Origin of the sequence: Gordonia sp. i37, assembly GCF_002043085.1 — a bacterium.
In the GTDB taxonomy this organism is placed as follows: Bacteria; Actinomycetota; Actinomycetes; order Mycobacteriales; family Mycobacteriaceae; genus Gordonia; species Gordonia polyisoprenivorans.
In genome coordinates this window covers 1-17,200 of record NZ_MVPX01000252.1, presented here as the reverse complement: position 1 = coordinate 17,200, position 17,200 = coordinate 1, and the positions used below count along the sequence as shown (strand labels likewise).

Here is a 17,200-nt window from a genome sequence, read left to right as displayed (position 1 = left end):
CGTCGGTTGTCAGGGTTTCGGTCATCGCGCACGGCTCCTGAAGGTGGTGGGGGATTCGGGGGTCAGGGTGGTCAACGCAGTGTTGCGCGTACTTGTGGTAACGCCGATTCCGGTCCTCCCCGATGGCATTTCGTTCATGCTTCGCGCAACTCCTGGCCTCGGCCACGGGATACGGCCCGCGTAGTGTTGCCTACCGTGTCTGATCCACCCGGTGTTCACGGGGCCGACGCCGTGTTCACGGTTGCCGCCTTCAACGTCAACGGTATCCGCGCCGCGCGACGCCGCGGATTCGACGAGTGGCTTGCGGCCCGCGCACCGGATGTCGTGGCGCTTCAGGAATTGCGGTGTCCGGCATCGGAGATCGGCGAGTTTCCCGGATACGCGGTCGCGGCCGACGTCGGATCGATCGCCGGCCGTAACGGGGTGGCCGTACTGACCAGGCGTCCGGGCACCGCGGTGCGCACCTGGGTGACCCACCCGCCCACAGCGCGCGGTCTCGGTGAATTCGCCACGCATGGTCGGTACCTCGAGGTCGACCTCGCCGAACAGCCGGTGACCGTGGCCTGCCTTTACCTCCCGAAAGGTGGACTTCCCGCACACCGACAGCGGCCCGGCTCGATGCGCGAGAAACCCGATGGCGGCCAGAAGTACGAACGCAAACAACGATTTCTCGCGGCATTCAGCCGGGAGTTGGACCGCAGTCGTCGTGCTGCGCACCGCGCGGGCCGTGACTTCCTGCTCGTCGGGGATCTCAACATCGCCCACACCCAGCACGACGTGACGAACTGGCGCGCTGCCCGCTCGATGGACGGATTCCTCCCCGAGGACCGTGAATGGTTCGAGTCGATCCTCGGGACCCGTCGCCTCGTCGACGTGGTGCGACGGGTACACGGAGCGCGGCCGGGCCCACTGACCTGGTGGAGCTGGGCGGGAGAGTCGTTCGCCAAGGATGTGGGCTGGCGAGTCGATCACCAACTCGCGACACCCCGACTGGCCGCGTGCGCGACCCAGGTGACGGTCGACAAGGAACCGTCGGCCGCGCAACGGCTCTCCGACCACGCCCCACTCGTGGTAAACTATCGCATGCACATCTGCCCCGATCCCGCATAGGTCTTGTCCACAGCCGTGCGCCGCGCCTACATCGCTGTGGATGGTCCGGACCCCGCCTCGGCACCGGCGATGAACACTGTGGCACATGGGAATTCGCTACTACGCATATCCGGTACCCGGCGACCGTATCGACGACGCACACCGTGATCCAGGACTGTTCCTCGGTGCCGATCCCCTCGGCGACGCATGGGGCCTGGTGCCGGTCTCGGTCGAGACCGAGAACGGCGAGACGGTGGCCAGTGACTGCGTCTTCGCGCTCGACGCCAAGCCGCGCCCCACGATGCTGTACCTGGACAAGGCTTTTCGTGTATTCCAGGACATCTTCTCCGGCCGCGACGACGATTCCGGCCCGCGGGAGTCGTATACGTTGGTCGAGGGGATGCCCAGTGTGTCCTATGGACAGGACTATTCGTTCACCCCCTGGGTCCGGGTCCTCGATACAACGGACACCGCGGCGATCGCGCGTGATCTCATGCTGGTGCCCCTCGTGGCGGACGACCACCCGGCCCTCGCCCGCGGAATCACCTGGAAGGCCGAGGACATCACCAACTTTCTGCGCACCGCTGCGCAGTTCATGTCCGACCGGGCCGCGGCGGGCGATGGTGTCGTCTACACGATCAGGTAGGCGGCCGGGTCAGCCCTGGGCGAGTTCGGCCACGTGCTGCCATTTTTCCCACTCGGTGAGCCGGCTCGCGTAGTCGGCCTTCGCGATGTCGAGCGGGGCGGTGCCGAAGAACACCCGCAGCGGCGGCTCGTCGGCGTCGACGATCTGCAGGATCGCCGCAGCCGAGGCGTGTGGGTCGCCGGGTGATGAGGTGCGCGACCGGCGCGCCCGAGCCGCGGTCTCGCGGACCTCGTCATAGTCGGTGAGCGTCGTGGCGTGCTTGGCCGACGCCCCGGCCCAATCGGTGTCGAATCCGCCCGGCTCGACCAACGTCACGTGGATGCCGAACGCCTCGACCTCGGCGGCCAACGCCTGGGAGAAACCCTCGAGTGCCCACTTGGACGCGTTGTAGATGCCGATGTTGGCGAATGCGCTGATACCGCCGATCGAGGACACCTGAATGATGTGACCGGAGCGCTGCGCACGCAGGAACGGCAGCGCCGCCTGCGTGATCCACAGGGCGCCGAACACATTGGTCTCGATCTGGTCGCGCGCCTGCGACTCGGAGAGTTCCTCGATGAAGCCGAACTGGCCGTAGCCGGCGTTGTTGACCACCACGTCGAGGCGGCCGAAATGCTCGTGAGCACGAGCAACGGCAGCGATATCTGCGGTGCGATCGGTGACGTCGAGTTCGATCGGCAGGATCGCGGACCCGTAGGTGTCGACGAGGTCGGCGAGCGAGTCGAGGTTGCGGGCTGTCGCGGCAACGCGATCGCCGCGATCGAGTGCCGCGATCGCCCATTCTCGGCCGAAGCCGCGTGAGGTCCCGGTGATGAACCAGACCTTGCCGCCATCGGTGTTCGTGGCCTGATCGCTCGTCTCGGCACCGCTGTCCACAGGACTCATCGGGATTCTCCTCACATCGTTGGATGGGAATGCGTTGGATGGGCTCGGCTCCCGCGTCGGGAGTGCACACACCCTTGACATCAACGACACCGCGACGCAGGCATTCCTCGGGTGGACCGGGGTTGCGATCACCGCGGCCACAACGCTCGTCGGCTGCCGTCCCGGCAACAAAGGTGGGTGGTGATCGCCATCGACCCGGGAGGACCCATGACCGCCACCATCCGCACCACCGTTGTCCCGTTCGTCCTCACCGCGGCGGGAACCGGTGTGGCACAGCACCTCGTCAGCGAAGGGCCGGTGGCACACGAATTCGACACCGACGCCTATCCCGCATTCGGTGGGCGTGATGCCGCGCCGAGCCCGCTGTTCTACGCACTCGGCGCCCTGACCTCGTGCAACCAGGTGACCGCATCCCTGGTTGCCAAGGACTTGGGAATCTCGCTCGGCGCGTTCGACTTTCGGGTGCAAGGCGACCTGGACACCGCGGTGCTGGTCGCCGGGGCGGACGGCAACGCCAACTTCACCTCGGTCACCGTGCAGGCAACGGTGCAGACCGACGCCGACGCGGACACGTTCGCCGAGTTCGTATCGGAGGTGGAGCGACGCTGCCCGGTCAGCCAACTGTTCATCCGGAGCGGACTCGAATTCCGCAACGAGTGGACGAATGCTCCCCTGACCGAGTGACCCCTGACCGAGTGACCCCTGACCGAGTGACCCCTGACCGAGTGACACTGTCGATGGACAATGACCGGCCCGTCACCGACCGATCGTCGGTGATGTGCCGCGGGGGTGGAAATACCCGGCGGGCCGGGTGCGTTGGCCCCGGGCATGAGCGATGAACCAGAACTGAGTCCGACCGATTGGGTGCGCGAGCAGACCGCGAAGATCCTGGAGCAGGGGACCACCGACGGGGTCCAGGTGGCCGACCGGCCGGTCGTGCTGTTCACCACGACCGGGGCGAAATCCGGCAAGAAGCGCTATGTTCCGCTGATGCGCGTCGAGGAGAACGGCCGATACGCGATGGTCGCCTCCAAGGGCGGGGCTCCCGAGCATCCGGCCTGGTACCACAACGTCAAGGCCCACCCGCAGGTCACCGTGCAGGACGGCCAGAAGGTCGCCGAGCTCACCGCCCGCGAGGTCAGCGGAGACGAGCGAGAGCACTGGTGGAATCTGGCCGTGGCCGCCTATCCGCCGTACGCCGAATATCAGGTCAACACCGACCGGCTGATCCCGGTGTTCGTTCTGGAGTGACACCCGCGTGGACACCCGCTAATGAAAACAATTATCATTAGCGGGTGTCCTCCCCCGCTGCAGCCCAGCTTCCTGTCACGGTCCTCTCCGGTTTCCTCGGATCCGGTAAGACCACCCTGCTCAACACCTTGCTCGCCAACCGCGAGGGCAGGCGCATCGCCGTCATCGTCAACGACATGAGCGAGATCAACATCGATGCCTCGCTCATCGACCTCGGTGGCTTCGACCGCACCGAGGAGCGCATGGTCGAACTCACCAACGGGTGTATCTGCTGCACTCTGCGCGAAGACCTCATCGACGCGGTCGGTGATCTCGCCCGGGCGGGTCGATTCGACCATCTCGTCATCGAATCGACCGGCATCTCCGAGCCCATGCCCGTTGCCGCAACCTTCGACTGGGTCTTCGAGGACGGCTCCTCGCTGGCCGACCTGGCCGTCCTCGACACGATGGTGACCGTCGTCGACTGCTCGACCTTTCTCACCGAGCTGGCGCGTGGTGAACGCCTCGACGACCGCGCCCTGCAAGCCGGCGACGGGGACGAACGCACCATCGCCGACCTCCTCGTCGACCAGGTCGAATTCGCCGACGTGGTGATCCTCAACAAGACCGACCTGGTCGGTGCGGATCAGCTCGGCCGCGTCGAGGCGACGGTGCGCCGACTCAATCCGCGCGCCCAGGTCATCGTCACCACCCACGGCGAGGTGCCACTGGACCGGGTGATCGGCACGGGTCTGTTCGACCACGAGGCCGCCGCGGCGGTGGCCGGCTGGGACGACGAACTCCTCGGCGGCCACGTGCCCGAGACCGAGGAGTACGGAATCGGGTCGGTGGCGTTCCGCGCCGAGCGGCCGTTTCATCCGGCACGCCTCGCCGACGCTCTCGACGGGCTCCGAGGAGTGTTGCGCAGCAAGGGTTTCTGCTGGATCGCGAGCCGACCCGACATCGTTGCAGTCTGGTCGCAGGCGGGCCCGAACCTCATGATCGAACCCGCACAGTACTGGACGCCGCCCGAGCACGACCCGCTCGCCGGGCCGGGTCAGGAGCTGGTCTTCATCGGGATTCATCTCGACAAGCGCGAACCCGTGCGCCTCCTCGAATCGGCACTACTGACCGACGACGAGATGCTCGCCGGACCCGAGGCGTGGGTCGGTTACCCGGATCCGCTGCCACGCTGGAACATTCCCGCGCAACACCACCACTGACGGCCGACGGGTCATGGTGCGCAATGTGCCATCGACGCAAGCGTCAGCCGATCCACACCGTCTTGATGTTGCAGAACTCGCGAATGCCGTGGGCGGTGAGCTCGCGCCCGTACCCGGAACGCTTGATGCCACCGAAACCGAGCTCGGGATACGAGGTGGTCATCCCGTTGATGAACACCTGACCGGAGTCGATCTCGTCGATGAAGCGTTGCTGCTCGGCAGGATCGGTGGTCCAGGCATTGCCGCCGAGGCCGAAGGTCGTGTCGTTGGCGATCGCGATCGCCTCCTCGATGTCGGCGACCCGATAGAGTGCGGCGACGGGCCCGAACGCTTCGGCGGCATAGAGATCCATTGTGTCGGTGACATCGGTGATGACGGTCGGCTCGTAGAACCAGCCCGAGCGGTCCAGACGGTGCCCGCCGATCAGCACGGTGGCACCGGCCGCCACGGCGTCGTCGACGAGCTTCTCGAGATCCTCGCGTCCCTGCTCGGTGGCGAGCGGTCCGACATCGGTGGCCTCGTCGGTGGGATCGCCGACGACGAGTTCGGCGAAGCCGGCGACGAAGGCCTCGGTGAACTCGTCGTAGACATCGGTGTGGACGATGAAACGCTTTGCGGCGATGCAGGACTGGCCGTTGTTCTGCACCCGTGCGGTGACCGCGGTCGCGGCGGCCGCGGAGATGTCGGCGCTCGGCATGACGATGTAGGGGTCGCTGCCGCCGAGTTCGAGCACCGTGTGCTTGACCTCGTCGCCGGCGACCGCGGCCACCGCACGTCCCGCCGGCTCGCTGCCGGTGAGCGTGGCCGCAGCCACCCGGGCGTCGCGCAGGATCGGCTCGACCATCGACGAGGGGATCAGCAGGGTCTGGAAGCAGCCCTCGGGTAGACCGGCACGCCGCAGCACGTCGGAGATGTAGAGCGCCGACTGCGGGACGTTCGACGCGTGTTTGAGGACACCGACGTTGCCGGCCATCAGGGCAGGGGCGATGAAGCGGACCGCCTGCCACAATGGGAAGTTCCACGGCATGACCGCGAGAATCACACCGAGCGGCTGGTAACGCATGTACGCGCGGCTCGCCCCGACGGCATCGGCGTCGGCGATCTCGTCGGCCAACATGGCGGCGCCGTGGTCGGCATAGTGGCGAAAGGCTTTCGCGCACTTGAGGACCTCGGCCTTCGCGGCCGAGAGGGTCTTGCCCATCTCCTGGGTCATCATCGCCGCGGTCTCGTCCGCCTCGGCCTCGAGCAGATCGGCCGTCGCATGTAGCCACCCTGCGCGCTGCTCGAAAGTCGTTCTGCGGTAACCGGGGAATGCCTGCGCCGCGCGGTCGAGCGCGGCGTCGACCTCATCGTCGGTCATGGGCTCGAACTCGCGGATCGTGCTGCCGGTGGTCGGGTCGACGGTGGCGATGGCCATGATCGTCAGTCCCTTCTGCATCGAGGGCGGTGGATATCGTGGGAGGTGGAGGAGATCCACCTCCCATGACTGTCCCTCCACGATTACCACCGTCGAGCCGATCGCAAACCCCGTCGAGATCAGCCACGGCGCCGCGCGGCAGGGCCACCACGCTCAGACGAAGATCATCCCGCCGTCGACGAGCACCGCCTGGCCGGTCATGTAGTCGGAGTCCGGACCCGCCAGGAAGGACACGAGTTTGGCGACGTCATCTCCGGTCGACACGCGTCCGAGCGTGATCCCGGCGGCCATGGCCTTCATCGACTCGCCCTTGCCGACGTGATTGATCTCGCCGAGGTCGTGGTCGATCTCCTCCCACATCGCGGTGTCGACGATGCCCGGACAATAGGCGTTGACCGTGATACCGTGCGGCGCCCATTCCTGCGCCGCGGACTGGGTCAGGGCACGCAGTGCGAACTTGGTCGAGCAGTAGACACCCAACAAGGCAAAGCCCTTGTGCGCGGCGATGGATGCGGCCCCGATGATCTTGCCGCCGGACCCCTGCGCGATCATCTGGCGAGCGGCCTCGGTGTAGCACAGGAACGCCCCACGTGAGTTCACGGCGTGGATTGCGTCGAACTCCTCCGGGGTGACATCGAGCAGCGCCTTCGTCTGTGCGACACCGGCATTGGCGACCATCACATCGAGTGAACCCAACGCCTCGGCGGTCCCACTGATCAACGACCGGACGTCGTGGCGCACCGACACGTCACCGGTGAGGTCGACCGAGGCGACTCCGGTCGCCTCGATCTCGGCGCGGGTGTCCTTCAGCTCACCGGCCATGGACGGTAGATCCGAGACGGCCACGTCGTGCCCGTCGTGGGCCAGCCGCAACGCTATCGCTTTGCCGATTCCCCGTGCGGCCCCGGTGACATGCGCGACGCTCATCGCTTCTCCTCGTTCTCGACTTCCCGGGCGCTGATCGGTCCGGTGCGCGCATGACGCTACGACGAGGAGTGACGTGGGTCATAGGGTTGCATGGCGATGCAACCCCCGCATCGGGTCGCCGCGCCCGCCCAACCGCCGATCAGCCGGCGGTGGCCATGCTGATCAGCGGTGCCAACGCATCGGCCACGATGCGATACGCGACGTCCTCCTCGGGGTGCACGCCGGGAAAGAAATAGAACCCGTGCGGCATCCCGGCGGGGAAGTACGTGGTCACCGAGGTGCCCGCTTCGCCGAGGCGATCGGCGAAGGCACGCGCCGAATCGATGATCGGGTCGTGGGTGCCGGTCGCGATCACCGTCGGTGGAAACGCATGCAGATCGCCCTCGATCGGACTGGCATACGGGTGATCCCACGGGGTGGTTGGCAGATAGGCGCCGCGGATGAATCCGGTGAACGCGGTGTCGTAGACGATGCCGCGCGGAGCCTGCTCACGAAATGACGACCAGCGCTCGAACCGGAAGTCCACCATCGCGCCCAACAGCACCACGGCGTCGGGGGTGCGAACCCCGTCGTCGGCACACCGCAGCGGTATCGCGGCGGCAAAGTTCGAGCCCGACGAGTCACCGGCGACTCCGAGGAAACGAGTGTCGCCACCGATACGTGAGGCATTGCCCGTCACCCAGCGATACACGCCGTAGGCGTCGTCGAGCGGTACCGGAAACGGAAACTCCGGCGCGAGACGGTAATTGGCCGACACCACCAACGCACGGTTGGTGGCGGCGAGTTTGCGGGTGAGGAAATCGCAGTCGTCGGAGCTGCCGACGGTGAAGCCACCGCCGTGGAAGTACACGAGTACCGGCAGCAGTTCCTCGGGATCGGTGCCCGTCGGTCGATACAGCTGGCAGCGGGCGACCCCGCCGTCGACCGGCACATAGATCTCGCTCACATCGACTTCCGGTACGGCCTGTGCGCCCGACGGCGGGACGAGTGTCGGATCGGGTTGGTGACCGTCGCCGACGTAGCCGCTGCGCACCGGCGCGATCATCAAGTCGCGCAGGGCAACCGGCGCCCGGTTGTTGGCGATCACCTGATACATCGGCATCGCCGGATCGTCCGGGGCGAAGTGGCTCAGGGCGTCGGCACTCGTCACCTCGGGATCGCTCACCCCGACGGTGACATCGACGAGTCCAGCGGGAATGGTGCGCAATTCGGGATCGACCATGCGCCGATTATCGCCGGCGCGGTGGGCGTGTGTGTCGCTTCGTCGCGATCGAGCACCGTCACCTACGATCTGCGTCCATGACCACGCGCACGACGCCGACGGCGGACCGGTTGCTGCACGCATTGGACCTGCCCTCACGGACATGGTGGCGACTCGTCGGACGAACAGTCGACCTCGACTCGTCCGAGCACGCCTTCCTGCGCGGCCCGATGAATCGTCGGCACACCGTCGGCGACGCATGGTTCGACGACCTCGACCGCTCGGGGCGGGTCCGCCCGATCTCCGCCGACGACGGACTCTTCGACGACATGAGTGTGCTCGACGGGCCCGACTTCACTGCGACACAACTGCATCCGCTGGTCCGGGACTTCTATGAACACACCGCGCGCTGGCGCATGGAGGTCTGGGCGCAATGGAATCCACTGCTTGCGCCCGGTGCGGCAGCGATCGCCGGTCTCTTCGGTCGCCGCGTTCGGCAGCTGGCGCTACCGACCGCACCATTGTCGGTGAGCCGCGGCATGACCAGTCGCGTGCGGGTGATCGATGACGTCGACGGACATCGTGCCGGAGCGGCCTGGCTACGGACGCTGCGTCTGGACGGCTCGGCCGTCTACAGCGGCTTCTATCGCAGCGCGATGCTGCCCGGATCGGCACAACCCCATGTGGCGGTGGTTTTTCCGCTGGAGGCGGGCAACGTCGGCGTATATCTGCGGCCGCGCGCCGAGCCGGATGGCTCACTGGTGTTGACCTCGCGATCGCGGACCTTCGGCGAGGACGGGGCGTATGTCACCGTCGTCCTCGGCCGACGGACCTACGCCGCCCGCGCCCCGTTGCGTGAGCGAATCCATGTGTTCGTCGACGACGAAGGAGAACTGCGCACCGACCACGCATTGGATCTCGGACCGATGCGGGCGTTGCGTCTGCATTACCGTCTCGAGCAGCGACCATCGTGAATCGGACCGCCCGTGAACCCCGACAGCCGTGAACCCAGATCGCCCGATCGTCAGGACTGATCCGCTTCGGTGCCGGCACTGCTCGCGAAGGCGTCGGTGATGGCGGTGACGAATCGGTCGACGTCGGTGGTGGTCGTGTCCCACGACGTCATCCAGCGGACCACTGCGGAGGGGCGGTCCCAGTCGTAGAAGTGCACCTGTTCGCGAATCCGGTCGGCGATGTGGACCGGGAGTCGCGCGAACACCGCATTGGTGGGACTGTCCTGGGCGAATCCGAGACCGGGGAGCGAGCCATTCGCGACGAGGTGTTCCAGTGCTGACCGCAGTCGCGCGGCCATCGCATTGGCGTGCGTGGCATTGCGGAGGCCGAGATCGGCGTCGAACAAAGCCAGGAGTTGCGCCGAGATGAACCGCACCTTGCTCGGCAGTTGGGTCGTCATCTTTCGCACGTAGGCGGTGCCCGCGGTCCGGTCCGGGTCGATGACGATGACCGCCTCGGCGCCGAGCGCGCCGTTCTTGGTGCCGCCCAGGCTGACCACGTCGACGCCGGCGCCGGTGGTGAAGTCTCGTAGCGGGAGGTCGAGTGCCGCCGCGGCATTCCACAGGCGGGCTCCGTCGATGTGCACCGCCATCCCGTGCTCGTGCGCCACCGCGCAGATCTCGGTGATCTCCTCCGCGGCGTACACGGTGCCGACCTCGGTGCACTGCGTCAAACTCACCGCCGACGGCTGTGCTCGCTGTGCGTCGCCGAGTGCGCGGGCAGCGGCGGTGATCTGTGCCGGCCGCAGCTTGCCGTCCGTGGTGGGCACATGGAGGATCTTGAGTCCCGAAACCTGCTCGGGTGCAGTGCCTTCGGAAACATTGATATGTGCCTCGGAGGTGGTCACGACGGCACCCCAGCGCGGGGTCACCGCGGTCAGGGCGACGATGTTGGCCCCGGTTCCGTTGAAGACCGGGAAGACCTCGGCTTGCTCACCGAACTGCGCGGCGACCACGTCTCGAAGTCGTTCGGTGTAGACATCGGTCCCGTAGGACCGCTGGTGTCCGCCGTTGGCGGCGACGACCGCAGCCATCACGTCCGGGTGGGCACCGGCGTAGTTGTCGCTGGCAAAGGCGTGCCACGAGGAGTCGTGTATCGAGGGAAGCGTCACGAGTTCAGGCTCTCACAGGGTCGAAGGCGCTCGGGGCCGTGCTCGCCGCGCCGGGGTGCGGCACACTGAGAGCCATGCCGACGACGGATCGACCCCTGCGGTCGCTGGGTTTTCTCACGATCGGGTCGTTCGATGAGGCCGATCCGGCGGCCGGGCACCGCACGACCCTCGACGTCATCGAGCGAGCCGAGGACCTCGGCTTCGACAGTGTGTGGTTGCGCAACCGGCATCTGCAGTTCGGGATCTCCTCGCCGGTCGCGGTGATGGCCGCGGCCGCCATGCGTACCAGTCGAATCCAGCTCGGCACCGCGGTGATCCCGCTCGGCTGGGAGAATCCGCTACGACTGGCCGAAGACCTCGCGACCGTCGATGTGTTGTCCGGTGGTCGGGTCAATCCCGGTGTCTCCGTGGCTACCCCGATGCGTTACGACGACGTCAAGGCCGCGCTGTACCCGGAGACCCACGACATCGAGAACTTCTCCAAGGATCGGGTCGTCCGCCTGCTGTCCTGTCTGCGTGGCGACCCCGTCAGTGACTTCGAGGGCGTCGTCGGCATCGAATCGTTCTCGCGGCGTGTGCAACCACACTCACCGGGGCTGGCCGACCGGGTGTGGTACGGCGGCGGGCGCGAGTCGGCGATCTGGGCGGGGGAGCAGGGACTGAACTATCTGACCTCGTCGGTGGTCACCACCGAGGGCACCACCGCGCGCGACTTCGCGACCATTCAGGCCGAACACATCGATGCCTACCTGGCCCACCATCGTGACCCGGCGTCGGCGCGCGTGTCACAGGGGCTCGTGGTCATTCCCACCGACACGGCGAGCTCCGAGCAGATCGCCCGGTACCGGGCCTACGCCGAGGCACGTCTGCCGCGCACCCTCACCCCGCAGGGCCCGCGCGGCATGCTCTTCTCCCCGGACCTCGTCGGCCCGTCGGAAGTACTCGCGGAGATTCTGTACCAGCACAAGGGGTTCCAGCGTGCTGACGAGGTGGCGTTCGCTCTGCCGTTCAGCTTCGACGACGAAGACTACCGGCAGATCATCACCGACATGGCACAGCGCCTCGGGCCGGCGCTGGGGTGGACACCGGCGTGAGGTGACTCACGCTGTGCGACTCACACCGTGTGCCGTGCGCCGACGAGGAAGCCCACCAGTTCCTCGGTCAACGACAGGCACGCCGCCGCCTGGTCGGCAGGGCGGCCGCCGAGGGCGATTCCGCCGGTCCTCGACACGGTCGACGGATAGAGTCCGGGCCGCAGGAAATGCCCGGCTCCCTCGTACCGAATGTGTCTGTCCGCCGGGTTGTTCCGGCGTCCGAGCAGGACATCGGCCATCGACTCCGAAGGCCAGAGCTCGTCGTCGGAGCCGCTGACCGTGAGGACGGGGCACCCGATGGACTCCGCGGCGATCACCGCGTCGGGTGGGACGTCACGAGCGAGGCCTTCCTCGTAGGCGGGATGCAGTCGGAGCACGGTCGGACGGTGCGCCGCGACGTCGCGCGACAACCGCCAGGCGTTGCCGACGAGTTGTGGCATCAACGCCCCGCTCGGCAGTGAGGCGTAGGCGCACGGTTGTCCGCGATGAGTCCACGACGATGTTCCCGGGATCTCCCCGTCGGGCCCGATCGCCTGCCAGGTGACGCTGCTCGGGCTGAGCAGGATCACCGCAGACACGGCGAGATCGGCCTCGCGGGCCAGTGTGGCCGCGAGACCCTCGGCGCCGCGCGAGATGCCCATTGCGGCGACCGGGCCGCCGACGTGCTCCGACAGCCAGTGCACTGCTGCGGCGAATCGTTCGAGTGGGATGTCGGCGATCGGAGCGGCGTCGGGACCGTCGTCGAGCCACGCATAGGCCAGTGCCGTGACCCCGCGGGACGCGAGAGCGCAGACGGCCGCCCGCTGCGAATCCCCCCCGCCTTCCGATCCGCCGAAACAGACGACGGCGGGGCCGGTCGCCGACGCCGGTACGGCCAGCAGTGCCCGTCGCCCGTCGACGTCGATCTCGATCACCTCCACTGCCGGGTCGGTGGCCCGACGCAGGCAGGTCAGTGCCGCGCTCCGACCGTCCACGGAGGCCTCGACCCGGACCTGCCATGGTTGCTCCGGCGGGATGAACAGGTCGGCGCGGTCGGCCGGGCCGTCGAATTGCATCGCCCAGATCGGTTCGTCGGCGATCGTCTGGCCATTCTCGACCGACCCGCGCCAGGTCCACATGCGGCCGTACAGATCTGCCCCGGAAACGCTCAGCGCCACCGGCGAGGTCGCGCGGGTGGAGACGGTGATCGCGAACGGCTCGTCGTGGCGGGAGGTGTGCGGCACTTGCAGCTGTAGATGGGGATCGGTGACCGGCGGGGCAGCCGGCGGCTGGGGTACCGGAGCGCCGGGATCGGCGGCGCCCTCGCGCTCGGACATCGCCGCGGTCTTCTTGTCGAACCAGGACGGGAACACTCCCGACGCGGTGCCGGCCAACCCCATCATCGTGAACGGTATGACCCAATAGCAGAGCACCGAGGCCACCGAACCGCCATCCCGAATCGTGGCCTGTCCCTGGATGATCGGGGGAATGCACGAGATGAGTGTCATCAATGCGAAGACCGTGGTCCACATCCACGTCATCGCGGTGGTGATCACCCGGAAACCGTCGCTGCGGGCCGTCGCGGCGTCGACCGAGGCGGCAGCGTATTCGCGGACGAACGGGCGACCGATCAGCAGGCCCGTCAACGCGACGAGGAAGATGCCGGCATTACCCAGCGGCTGCAGCCATTGCTCGAGGAATCTGTCGCTGACGGTGAACGACAACACCGACAGGATCACGAACACCACGACCGCGCCGACCTCGAGGGAATGCCAGGGCTGTTTGCGGATGCGCTGCACGGCCACCGCGATCACCGACAATCCCAGCGCGATGAGCACGGCACCGCGAAACGGCATGTTGCCCACCAGAATCCAGTACACGATCCAGGGGGAGAATCCGATCAGGAAGCCCATGAAAGCCCACATTCTTCCGAAGAAACCCGCACGGTGGGAGTTTACGAGTCCGACCCGTCGCCGACCACGAGAATGCGACGAACTCCTCCACCTGGTGTGACACCCTGGTGAGATGACCGACGATCTCGCCACGCGCCTGCTCGAGGCCCAGATCTCTTTCACCTTGCGCGAACTGCGCGACCCCCACTCTTACGGCCAACTCGTGGTCGAGCAGGTCGATGCCTTCCTCGGCGACGTGTCCCGGTTGACCCTCGACGACGTCATCACCCGTGACCTGATCAAGCTGACCGCCCACAAGTACACCGTGCAGTTGCCGGTGGAGGGCTCGATCCCGGAGTTGGTCGGTGAGATCGCTGCTCGCCTGTACCGCCATCGCGTCAACGACGAGATCGCGATGACGGAGGTACTCGACGCACGGCACGCCGACGAATTGTTCACGGCGATCGCCGAGACCGGGATCGCCCGCCGGATCGCCGCGGAGATCGCGACCAGCCCGGCCGCGGTCGATGCCTGCGTGGATGTGGTGGCGCACGCCTTCGACGCCGCAGTCGCCGACGGGCGCGCGATGGCCGGCGGCCCTGGCGTGGCCGCCACGGTGGTCCGCGGGGTCACCCGGCTCGCAAGTCCGCTCGTGCCGGTGGTGTCCTCGGCGCTGACGATCCTCACCCGTCGGGGCGCGAGCTACGTGCTGGCCGCGGCCAAGGAGGACGGCGACGCCGTCCTGCTCGACGCGGCGCGCGATCTGTGGCGGTTGCGCTCGGACGACTCGGTCGGCTGGTGGCGCGAACTGGTGACCGACGACGACATCGACGACCTCGTCGTCGTACTGTTCGAGTTCTGGAAGTCCTTCCGCGACACCGACTATTTTCGCGCACTCCTCGACGAGGGCATCGACCACGTCTTCGACAAGTACGGTGCGGTGACGCTAATCGACCTCCTCGCCGACCTCGGTATCGGTCGAGCGGATCTGATCGAGGAGGGGCTGCGCTTCGGTCCGGCGGTGATGTCGCGGCTCGACGAGCGGGACATGCTCGAGCCGGTGGTCCGCCGACAATTCGAACCGTTCTACCGCTCCGAGGAGTTCCGCGCGGCGATCGAGGCGACCTGAGCGGTCGGTGACGACCGACCCATGACCCGGTGAACCGACACGCATGTGCCTGACCCGCCGGGCTGTCGCACCCCTTCGGTAGGGTGCACCGGGTGAGTTCGAGCGCACCGGCAATACCCGGAGTCAAGTCCGTCAACGCACGTCTGGCCGAAGAACTGGCCGTCGGGGAGCACCAGGTCGCCGCAGCCGTCGCGCTGCTCGACGAGGGCTCGACGGTCCCGTTCATCGCGCGGTACCGCAAGGAGGTGACCGGCAGCCTCGACGACGCGCAACTGCGCCTACTCGACGAACGACTGCGGTACCTGCGGGAACTCGACGAGCGCCGGGCCGCCGTGCTGGCCTCCATCTCCGAGCAGGGCAAACTCACCGACGAACTGAAGGCTGCGCTCGTCGCCGCCGACACCAAGTCGCGTGTCGAGGACATCTACCTGCCCTACAAGCCCAAACGCCGCACCAAGGCCCAGATCGCCCGAGAGGCCGGTCTCGAGCCGTTGGCGCAGCGACTGCTCGACGATCCCACCCTCGTCCCCGAGGACGTGGCGGCCGGATTCGTCGCCCCGGCGGACGGGGATTCCGCGGGTGTCGCCGACGCCGCGGCAGCCCTCGAGGGCGCACGTCACATTCTCATCGAACGGGCCGCGGAGGACGCCGAGCTCGTGGGCGCCGTCCGCGAGAAACTGTGGTCGCAGGGCGCGCTGCGGACCGCGCCGCGCTCCGAGGTGGTTGCGAAAACCCCTGCCGGACAGAAGTTCCGCGACTATTTCGAGTTCTCCGAACCGCTGGAGAAGATGCCGTCGCATCGGGTGCTCGCCGTGCTGCGGGGTGAGAAGGAGGACGTGCTCTCGCTGGATTTCGATGCCGGCGAGGACGACGAGTACGAGGCGATGGTCGCGGCCACGCTCGGTGTCGACCGGTCGCATCCGGGCCCGGCAACCCCGTGGTTGTCGCAGACCGTGCGCTGGGCATGGCGGACCAAACTGATGGTGTCGGCGGCCGTGGACGCCCGCGTCCGACTGCGTCAGCGCGCCGAGCAGGACGCCGTCGCGGTGTTCGCGACCAACCTGAAGGATCTGCTGCTGGCCGCACCGGCCGGTGCGCGCACCACCCTCGGCCTCGACCCGGGATTCCGGACCGGGGTGAAGGTCGCGGTGGTCGACGCCACCGGCAAGGTGCTCGACACGTGCGCGATCTATCCGCATCAGCCGCAGAAGCAGTGGGATCAGGCCAAGGCGACGCTCGGTGCGCTCATCGCACGTCATCAGGTGGAGTTGATCGCGATAGGCAACGGCACCGCGTCCCGCGAAACCGATGCACTGGCAACCGAACTCATCGCCGACATCAAATCGGCCGGTGCTGCGGTGCCGACCAAGGCGATGGTGAGCGAGGCCGGCGCGTCGGTGTACTCGGCCTCGGAGTACGCCTCGCGCGAACTCCCGGCCCTCGACGTGTCGTTGCGCGGCGCGGTCTCGATCGCGCGGCGCCTGCAGGACCCGCTGGCCGAACTGGTCAAGATCGAACCGAAATCGATCGGTGTCGGCCAGTATCAGCACGACGTCACCCCGGGCACGCTGGCGCGAAGTCTGGACGCGGTGGTCGAAGATGCCGTCAACGCGGTCGGCGTGGACCTCAACACCGCCTCGGTCCCGCTGCTCGCCAAGGTGTCCGGAGTGACGCCGACGCTGGCCGAGGCGATCGTCACCCATCGTGATTCGGTCGGTGCGTTCCGCAATCGCACGGCGCTGCTCGATGTTCCGCGACTCGGGCCCAAGGCATTCGAACAGTGCGCGGGCTTCCTGCGCATCCGCGACGGCGACGACCCGCTCGACGGTTCGGGCGTGCACCCGGAGTCCTATCCGGTGGTGCGTCGAATTCTCGATCGTTCGGGCATCGGCCTCGCCGAATTGATCGGTAACGAACGCACCCTGCGATCTCTGCGCCCGGCCGATTTCGCCGACGAGCGTTTCGGTGTGCCGACGGTGACCGACATCCTCGCCGAGTTGGAGAAACCCGGACGTGACCCGCGTCCGGCCTTCACCACCGCGACCTTCGCCGACGGTGTGGAGAAGGTCGCCGACCTCACGCCCGGCATCGTGCTCGAAGGTGTCGTCACCAACGTCGCCGCGTTCGGCGCGTTCGTTGATGTCGGCGTCCATCAGGACGGGCTCGTGCACGTCTCGGCGATGTCTGATCGCTTCGTGTCCGATCCCCATGAGGTCGTGCGTTCGGGGCAGGTCGTCCGGGTCAAGGTCCTCGAGGTCGACGTCGAACGACAGCGGATCGGCCTCACTCTTCGCCTGCAGGACGAGGTCTCCGGCGGTGGTGCGCGACGTGGCGGGGCCAAGGACGGAGCCAAGGACGGGGGG

General features: G+C 67.3%; 15 protein-coding genes. 9 read left to right on the top strand and 6 right to left on the bottom strand.

Annotation, left to right across the window (positions count from 1 at the left end):
- The first annotated feature begins 195 nt into the window (after positions 1–195).
- Both B1964_RS11860 and B1964_RS11855 read left to right on the top strand, forming a co-directional pair.
- Positions 196–1,110 (top strand): exodeoxyribonuclease III, encoded by a 915-nt coding sequence (locus B1964_RS11860; protein WP_079929872.1) that lies wholly within the window; start codon positions 196–198, stop codon positions 1,108–1,110.
- A gap of 85 nt (positions 1,111–1,195) precedes the next feature.
- Positions 1,196–1,735 (top strand): hypothetical protein, encoded by a 540-nt coding sequence (locus B1964_RS11855; RefSeq protein ID WP_079929871.1) that lies wholly within the window; start codon positions 1,196–1,198, stop codon positions 1,733–1,735.
- Positions 1,736–1,744: 9 nt separating this feature from the next.
- Here B1964_RS11855 and B1964_RS11850 read toward each other — a convergent pair whose 3' ends face one another.
- Complete coding sequence (locus B1964_RS11850; protein WP_079929870.1) at positions 1,745–2,620, bottom strand: SDR family oxidoreductase; 876 nt, start codon at positions 2,618–2,620, stop codon at positions 1,745–1,747.
- 207 nt (positions 2,621–2,827) lie between these two features.
- Between B1964_RS11850 and B1964_RS11845 the strand changes: the two genes are divergently transcribed.
- From B1964_RS11845 to B1964_RS11835, 3 genes are all read left to right on the top strand, one after another.
- On the top strand, positions 2,828–3,304 hold the full coding sequence (locus tag B1964_RS11845) for an OsmC family protein (RefSeq protein WP_079929876.1): 477 nt from the start codon (positions 2,828–2,830) through the stop codon (positions 3,302–3,304).
- Positions 3,305–3,448: 144 nt separating this feature from the next.
- Positions 3,449–3,871 (top strand): nitroreductase family deazaflavin-dependent oxidoreductase, encoded by a 423-nt coding sequence (locus B1964_RS11840; RefSeq protein WP_026920084.1) that lies wholly within the window; start codon positions 3,449–3,451, stop codon positions 3,869–3,871.
- 44 nt (positions 3,872–3,915) lie between these two features.
- On the top strand, positions 3,916–5,073 hold the full coding sequence (locus tag B1964_RS11835) for a GTP-binding protein (RefSeq protein ID WP_079929869.1): 1,158 nt from the start codon (positions 3,916–3,918) through the stop codon (positions 5,071–5,073).
- Between the two features lie 43 nt (positions 5,074–5,116).
- On the opposite strand, the gene B1964_RS11830 is transcribed toward B1964_RS11835, so the two are convergent.
- From B1964_RS11830 to B1964_RS11820, 3 genes are all read right to left on the bottom strand, one after another.
- Positions 5,117–6,490: an NADP-dependent succinic semialdehyde dehydrogenase gene (locus tag B1964_RS11830; RefSeq protein ID WP_079929875.1), complete on the bottom strand. Its 1,374-nt coding sequence runs from the start codon at positions 6,488–6,490 to the stop codon at positions 5,117–5,119.
- 153 nt (positions 6,491–6,643) lie between these two features.
- Entirely contained in the window at positions 6,644–7,417 is a 774-nt protein-coding gene (locus B1964_RS11825) for an acetoin reductase (RefSeq protein ID WP_079929868.1), read from the bottom strand.
- Between the two features lie 139 nt (positions 7,418–7,556).
- A complete protein-coding gene (locus B1964_RS11820) occupies positions 7,557–8,639 on the bottom strand; it encodes an alpha/beta hydrolase (protein WP_079929867.1) in 1,083 nt (360 codons plus the stop codon).
- Between the two features lie 77 nt (positions 8,640–8,716).
- Between B1964_RS11820 and B1964_RS11815 the strand changes: the two genes are divergently transcribed.
- Positions 8,717–9,592 carry a hypothetical protein gene (locus tag B1964_RS11815; RefSeq protein WP_249155029.1) on the top strand — a complete coding sequence of 292 codons (876 nt, stop codon included), beginning with the start codon at positions 8,717–8,719 and terminating at the stop codon, positions 9,590–9,592.
- Between the two features lie 50 nt (positions 9,593–9,642).
- On the opposite strand, the gene B1964_RS11810 is transcribed toward B1964_RS11815, so the two are convergent.
- Positions 9,643–10,743, bottom strand: a complete 1,101-nt coding sequence (locus B1964_RS11810; RefSeq protein ID WP_079929865.1) for a beta-eliminating lyase-related protein — start codon at positions 10,741–10,743, stop codon at positions 9,643–9,645.
- 74 nt (positions 10,744–10,817) lie between these two features.
- Here B1964_RS11810 and B1964_RS11805 point away from each other — a divergent pair, with 74 nt between their 5' ends.
- Positions 10,818–11,837: an LLM class flavin-dependent oxidoreductase gene (locus B1964_RS11805; protein ID WP_079929874.1), complete on the top strand. Its 1,020-nt coding sequence runs from the start codon at positions 10,818–10,820 to the stop codon at positions 11,835–11,837.
- 20 nt (positions 11,838–11,857) lie between these two features.
- Here the strand turns inward: B1964_RS11805 and B1964_RS11800 are convergent, their stop codons facing one another.
- On the bottom strand, positions 11,858–13,729 hold the full coding sequence (locus tag B1964_RS11800) for an acyl-CoA thioester hydrolase/BAAT C-terminal domain-containing protein (RefSeq protein WP_079929873.1): 1,872 nt from the start codon (positions 13,727–13,729) through the stop codon (positions 11,858–11,860).
- A gap of 112 nt (positions 13,730–13,841) precedes the next feature.
- Here B1964_RS11800 and B1964_RS11795 point away from each other — a divergent pair, with 112 nt between their 5' ends.
- Together B1964_RS11795 and B1964_RS11790 are read left to right on the top strand one after the other, a co-directional pair.
- Entirely contained in the window at positions 13,842–14,837 is a 996-nt protein-coding gene (locus tag B1964_RS11795; RefSeq protein ID WP_079929864.1) for a hypothetical protein, read from the top strand.
- A gap of 83 nt (positions 14,838–14,920) precedes the next feature.
- Positions 14,921–17,200: Tex family protein (locus tag B1964_RS11790; RefSeq protein WP_172398819.1), on the top strand; the 2,280-nt coding region annotated here is incomplete at its 3' end.

What these genes read in the sequence shown, in the direction of transcription:
- B1964_RS11855 (WP_079929871.1), top strand. Translation starts at nt 1,196, where the DNA reads ATGGGAATTCGCTACTACGCATATCCGGTACCCGGCGACCGTATCGAC.
- B1964_RS11795 (WP_079929864.1), top strand. Translation starts at nt 13,842, where the DNA reads ATGACCGACGATCTCGCCACGCGCCTGCTCGAGGCCCAGATCTCTTTC.
- B1964_RS11830 (WP_079929875.1), bottom strand. Translation starts at nt 6,490, where the DNA reads ATGGCCATCGCCACCGTCGACCCGACCACCGGCAGCACGATCCGCGAG.
- B1964_RS11840 (WP_026920084.1), top strand. Translation starts at nt 3,449, where the DNA reads ATGAGCGATGAACCAGAACTGAGTCCGACCGATTGGGTGCGCGAGCAG.
- B1964_RS11805 (WP_079929874.1), top strand. Translation starts at nt 10,818, where the DNA reads ATGCCGACGACGGATCGACCCCTGCGGTCGCTGGGTTTTCTCACGATC.
- B1964_RS11815 (WP_249155029.1), top strand. Translation starts at nt 8,717, where the DNA reads ATGACCACGCGCACGACGCCGACGGCGGACCGGTTGCTGCACGCATTG.
- B1964_RS11850 (WP_079929870.1), bottom strand. Translation starts at nt 2,620, where the DNA reads ATGAGTCCTGTGGACAGCGGTGCCGAGACGAGCGATCAGGCCACGAAC.
- B1964_RS11845 (WP_079929876.1), top strand. Translation starts at nt 2,828, where the DNA reads ATGACCGCCACCATCCGCACCACCGTTGTCCCGTTCGTCCTCACCGCG.
- B1964_RS11820 (WP_079929867.1), bottom strand. Translation starts at nt 8,639, where the DNA reads ATGGTCGATCCCGAATTGCGCACCATTCCCGCTGGACTCGTCGATGTC.
- B1964_RS11800 (WP_079929873.1), bottom strand. Translation starts at nt 13,729, where the DNA reads ATGGGCTTCCTGATCGGATTCTCCCCCTGGATCGTGTACTGGATTCTG.
- B1964_RS11825 (WP_079929868.1), bottom strand. Translation starts at nt 7,417, where the DNA reads ATGAGCGTCGCGCATGTCACCGGGGCCGCACGGGGAATCGGCAAAGCG.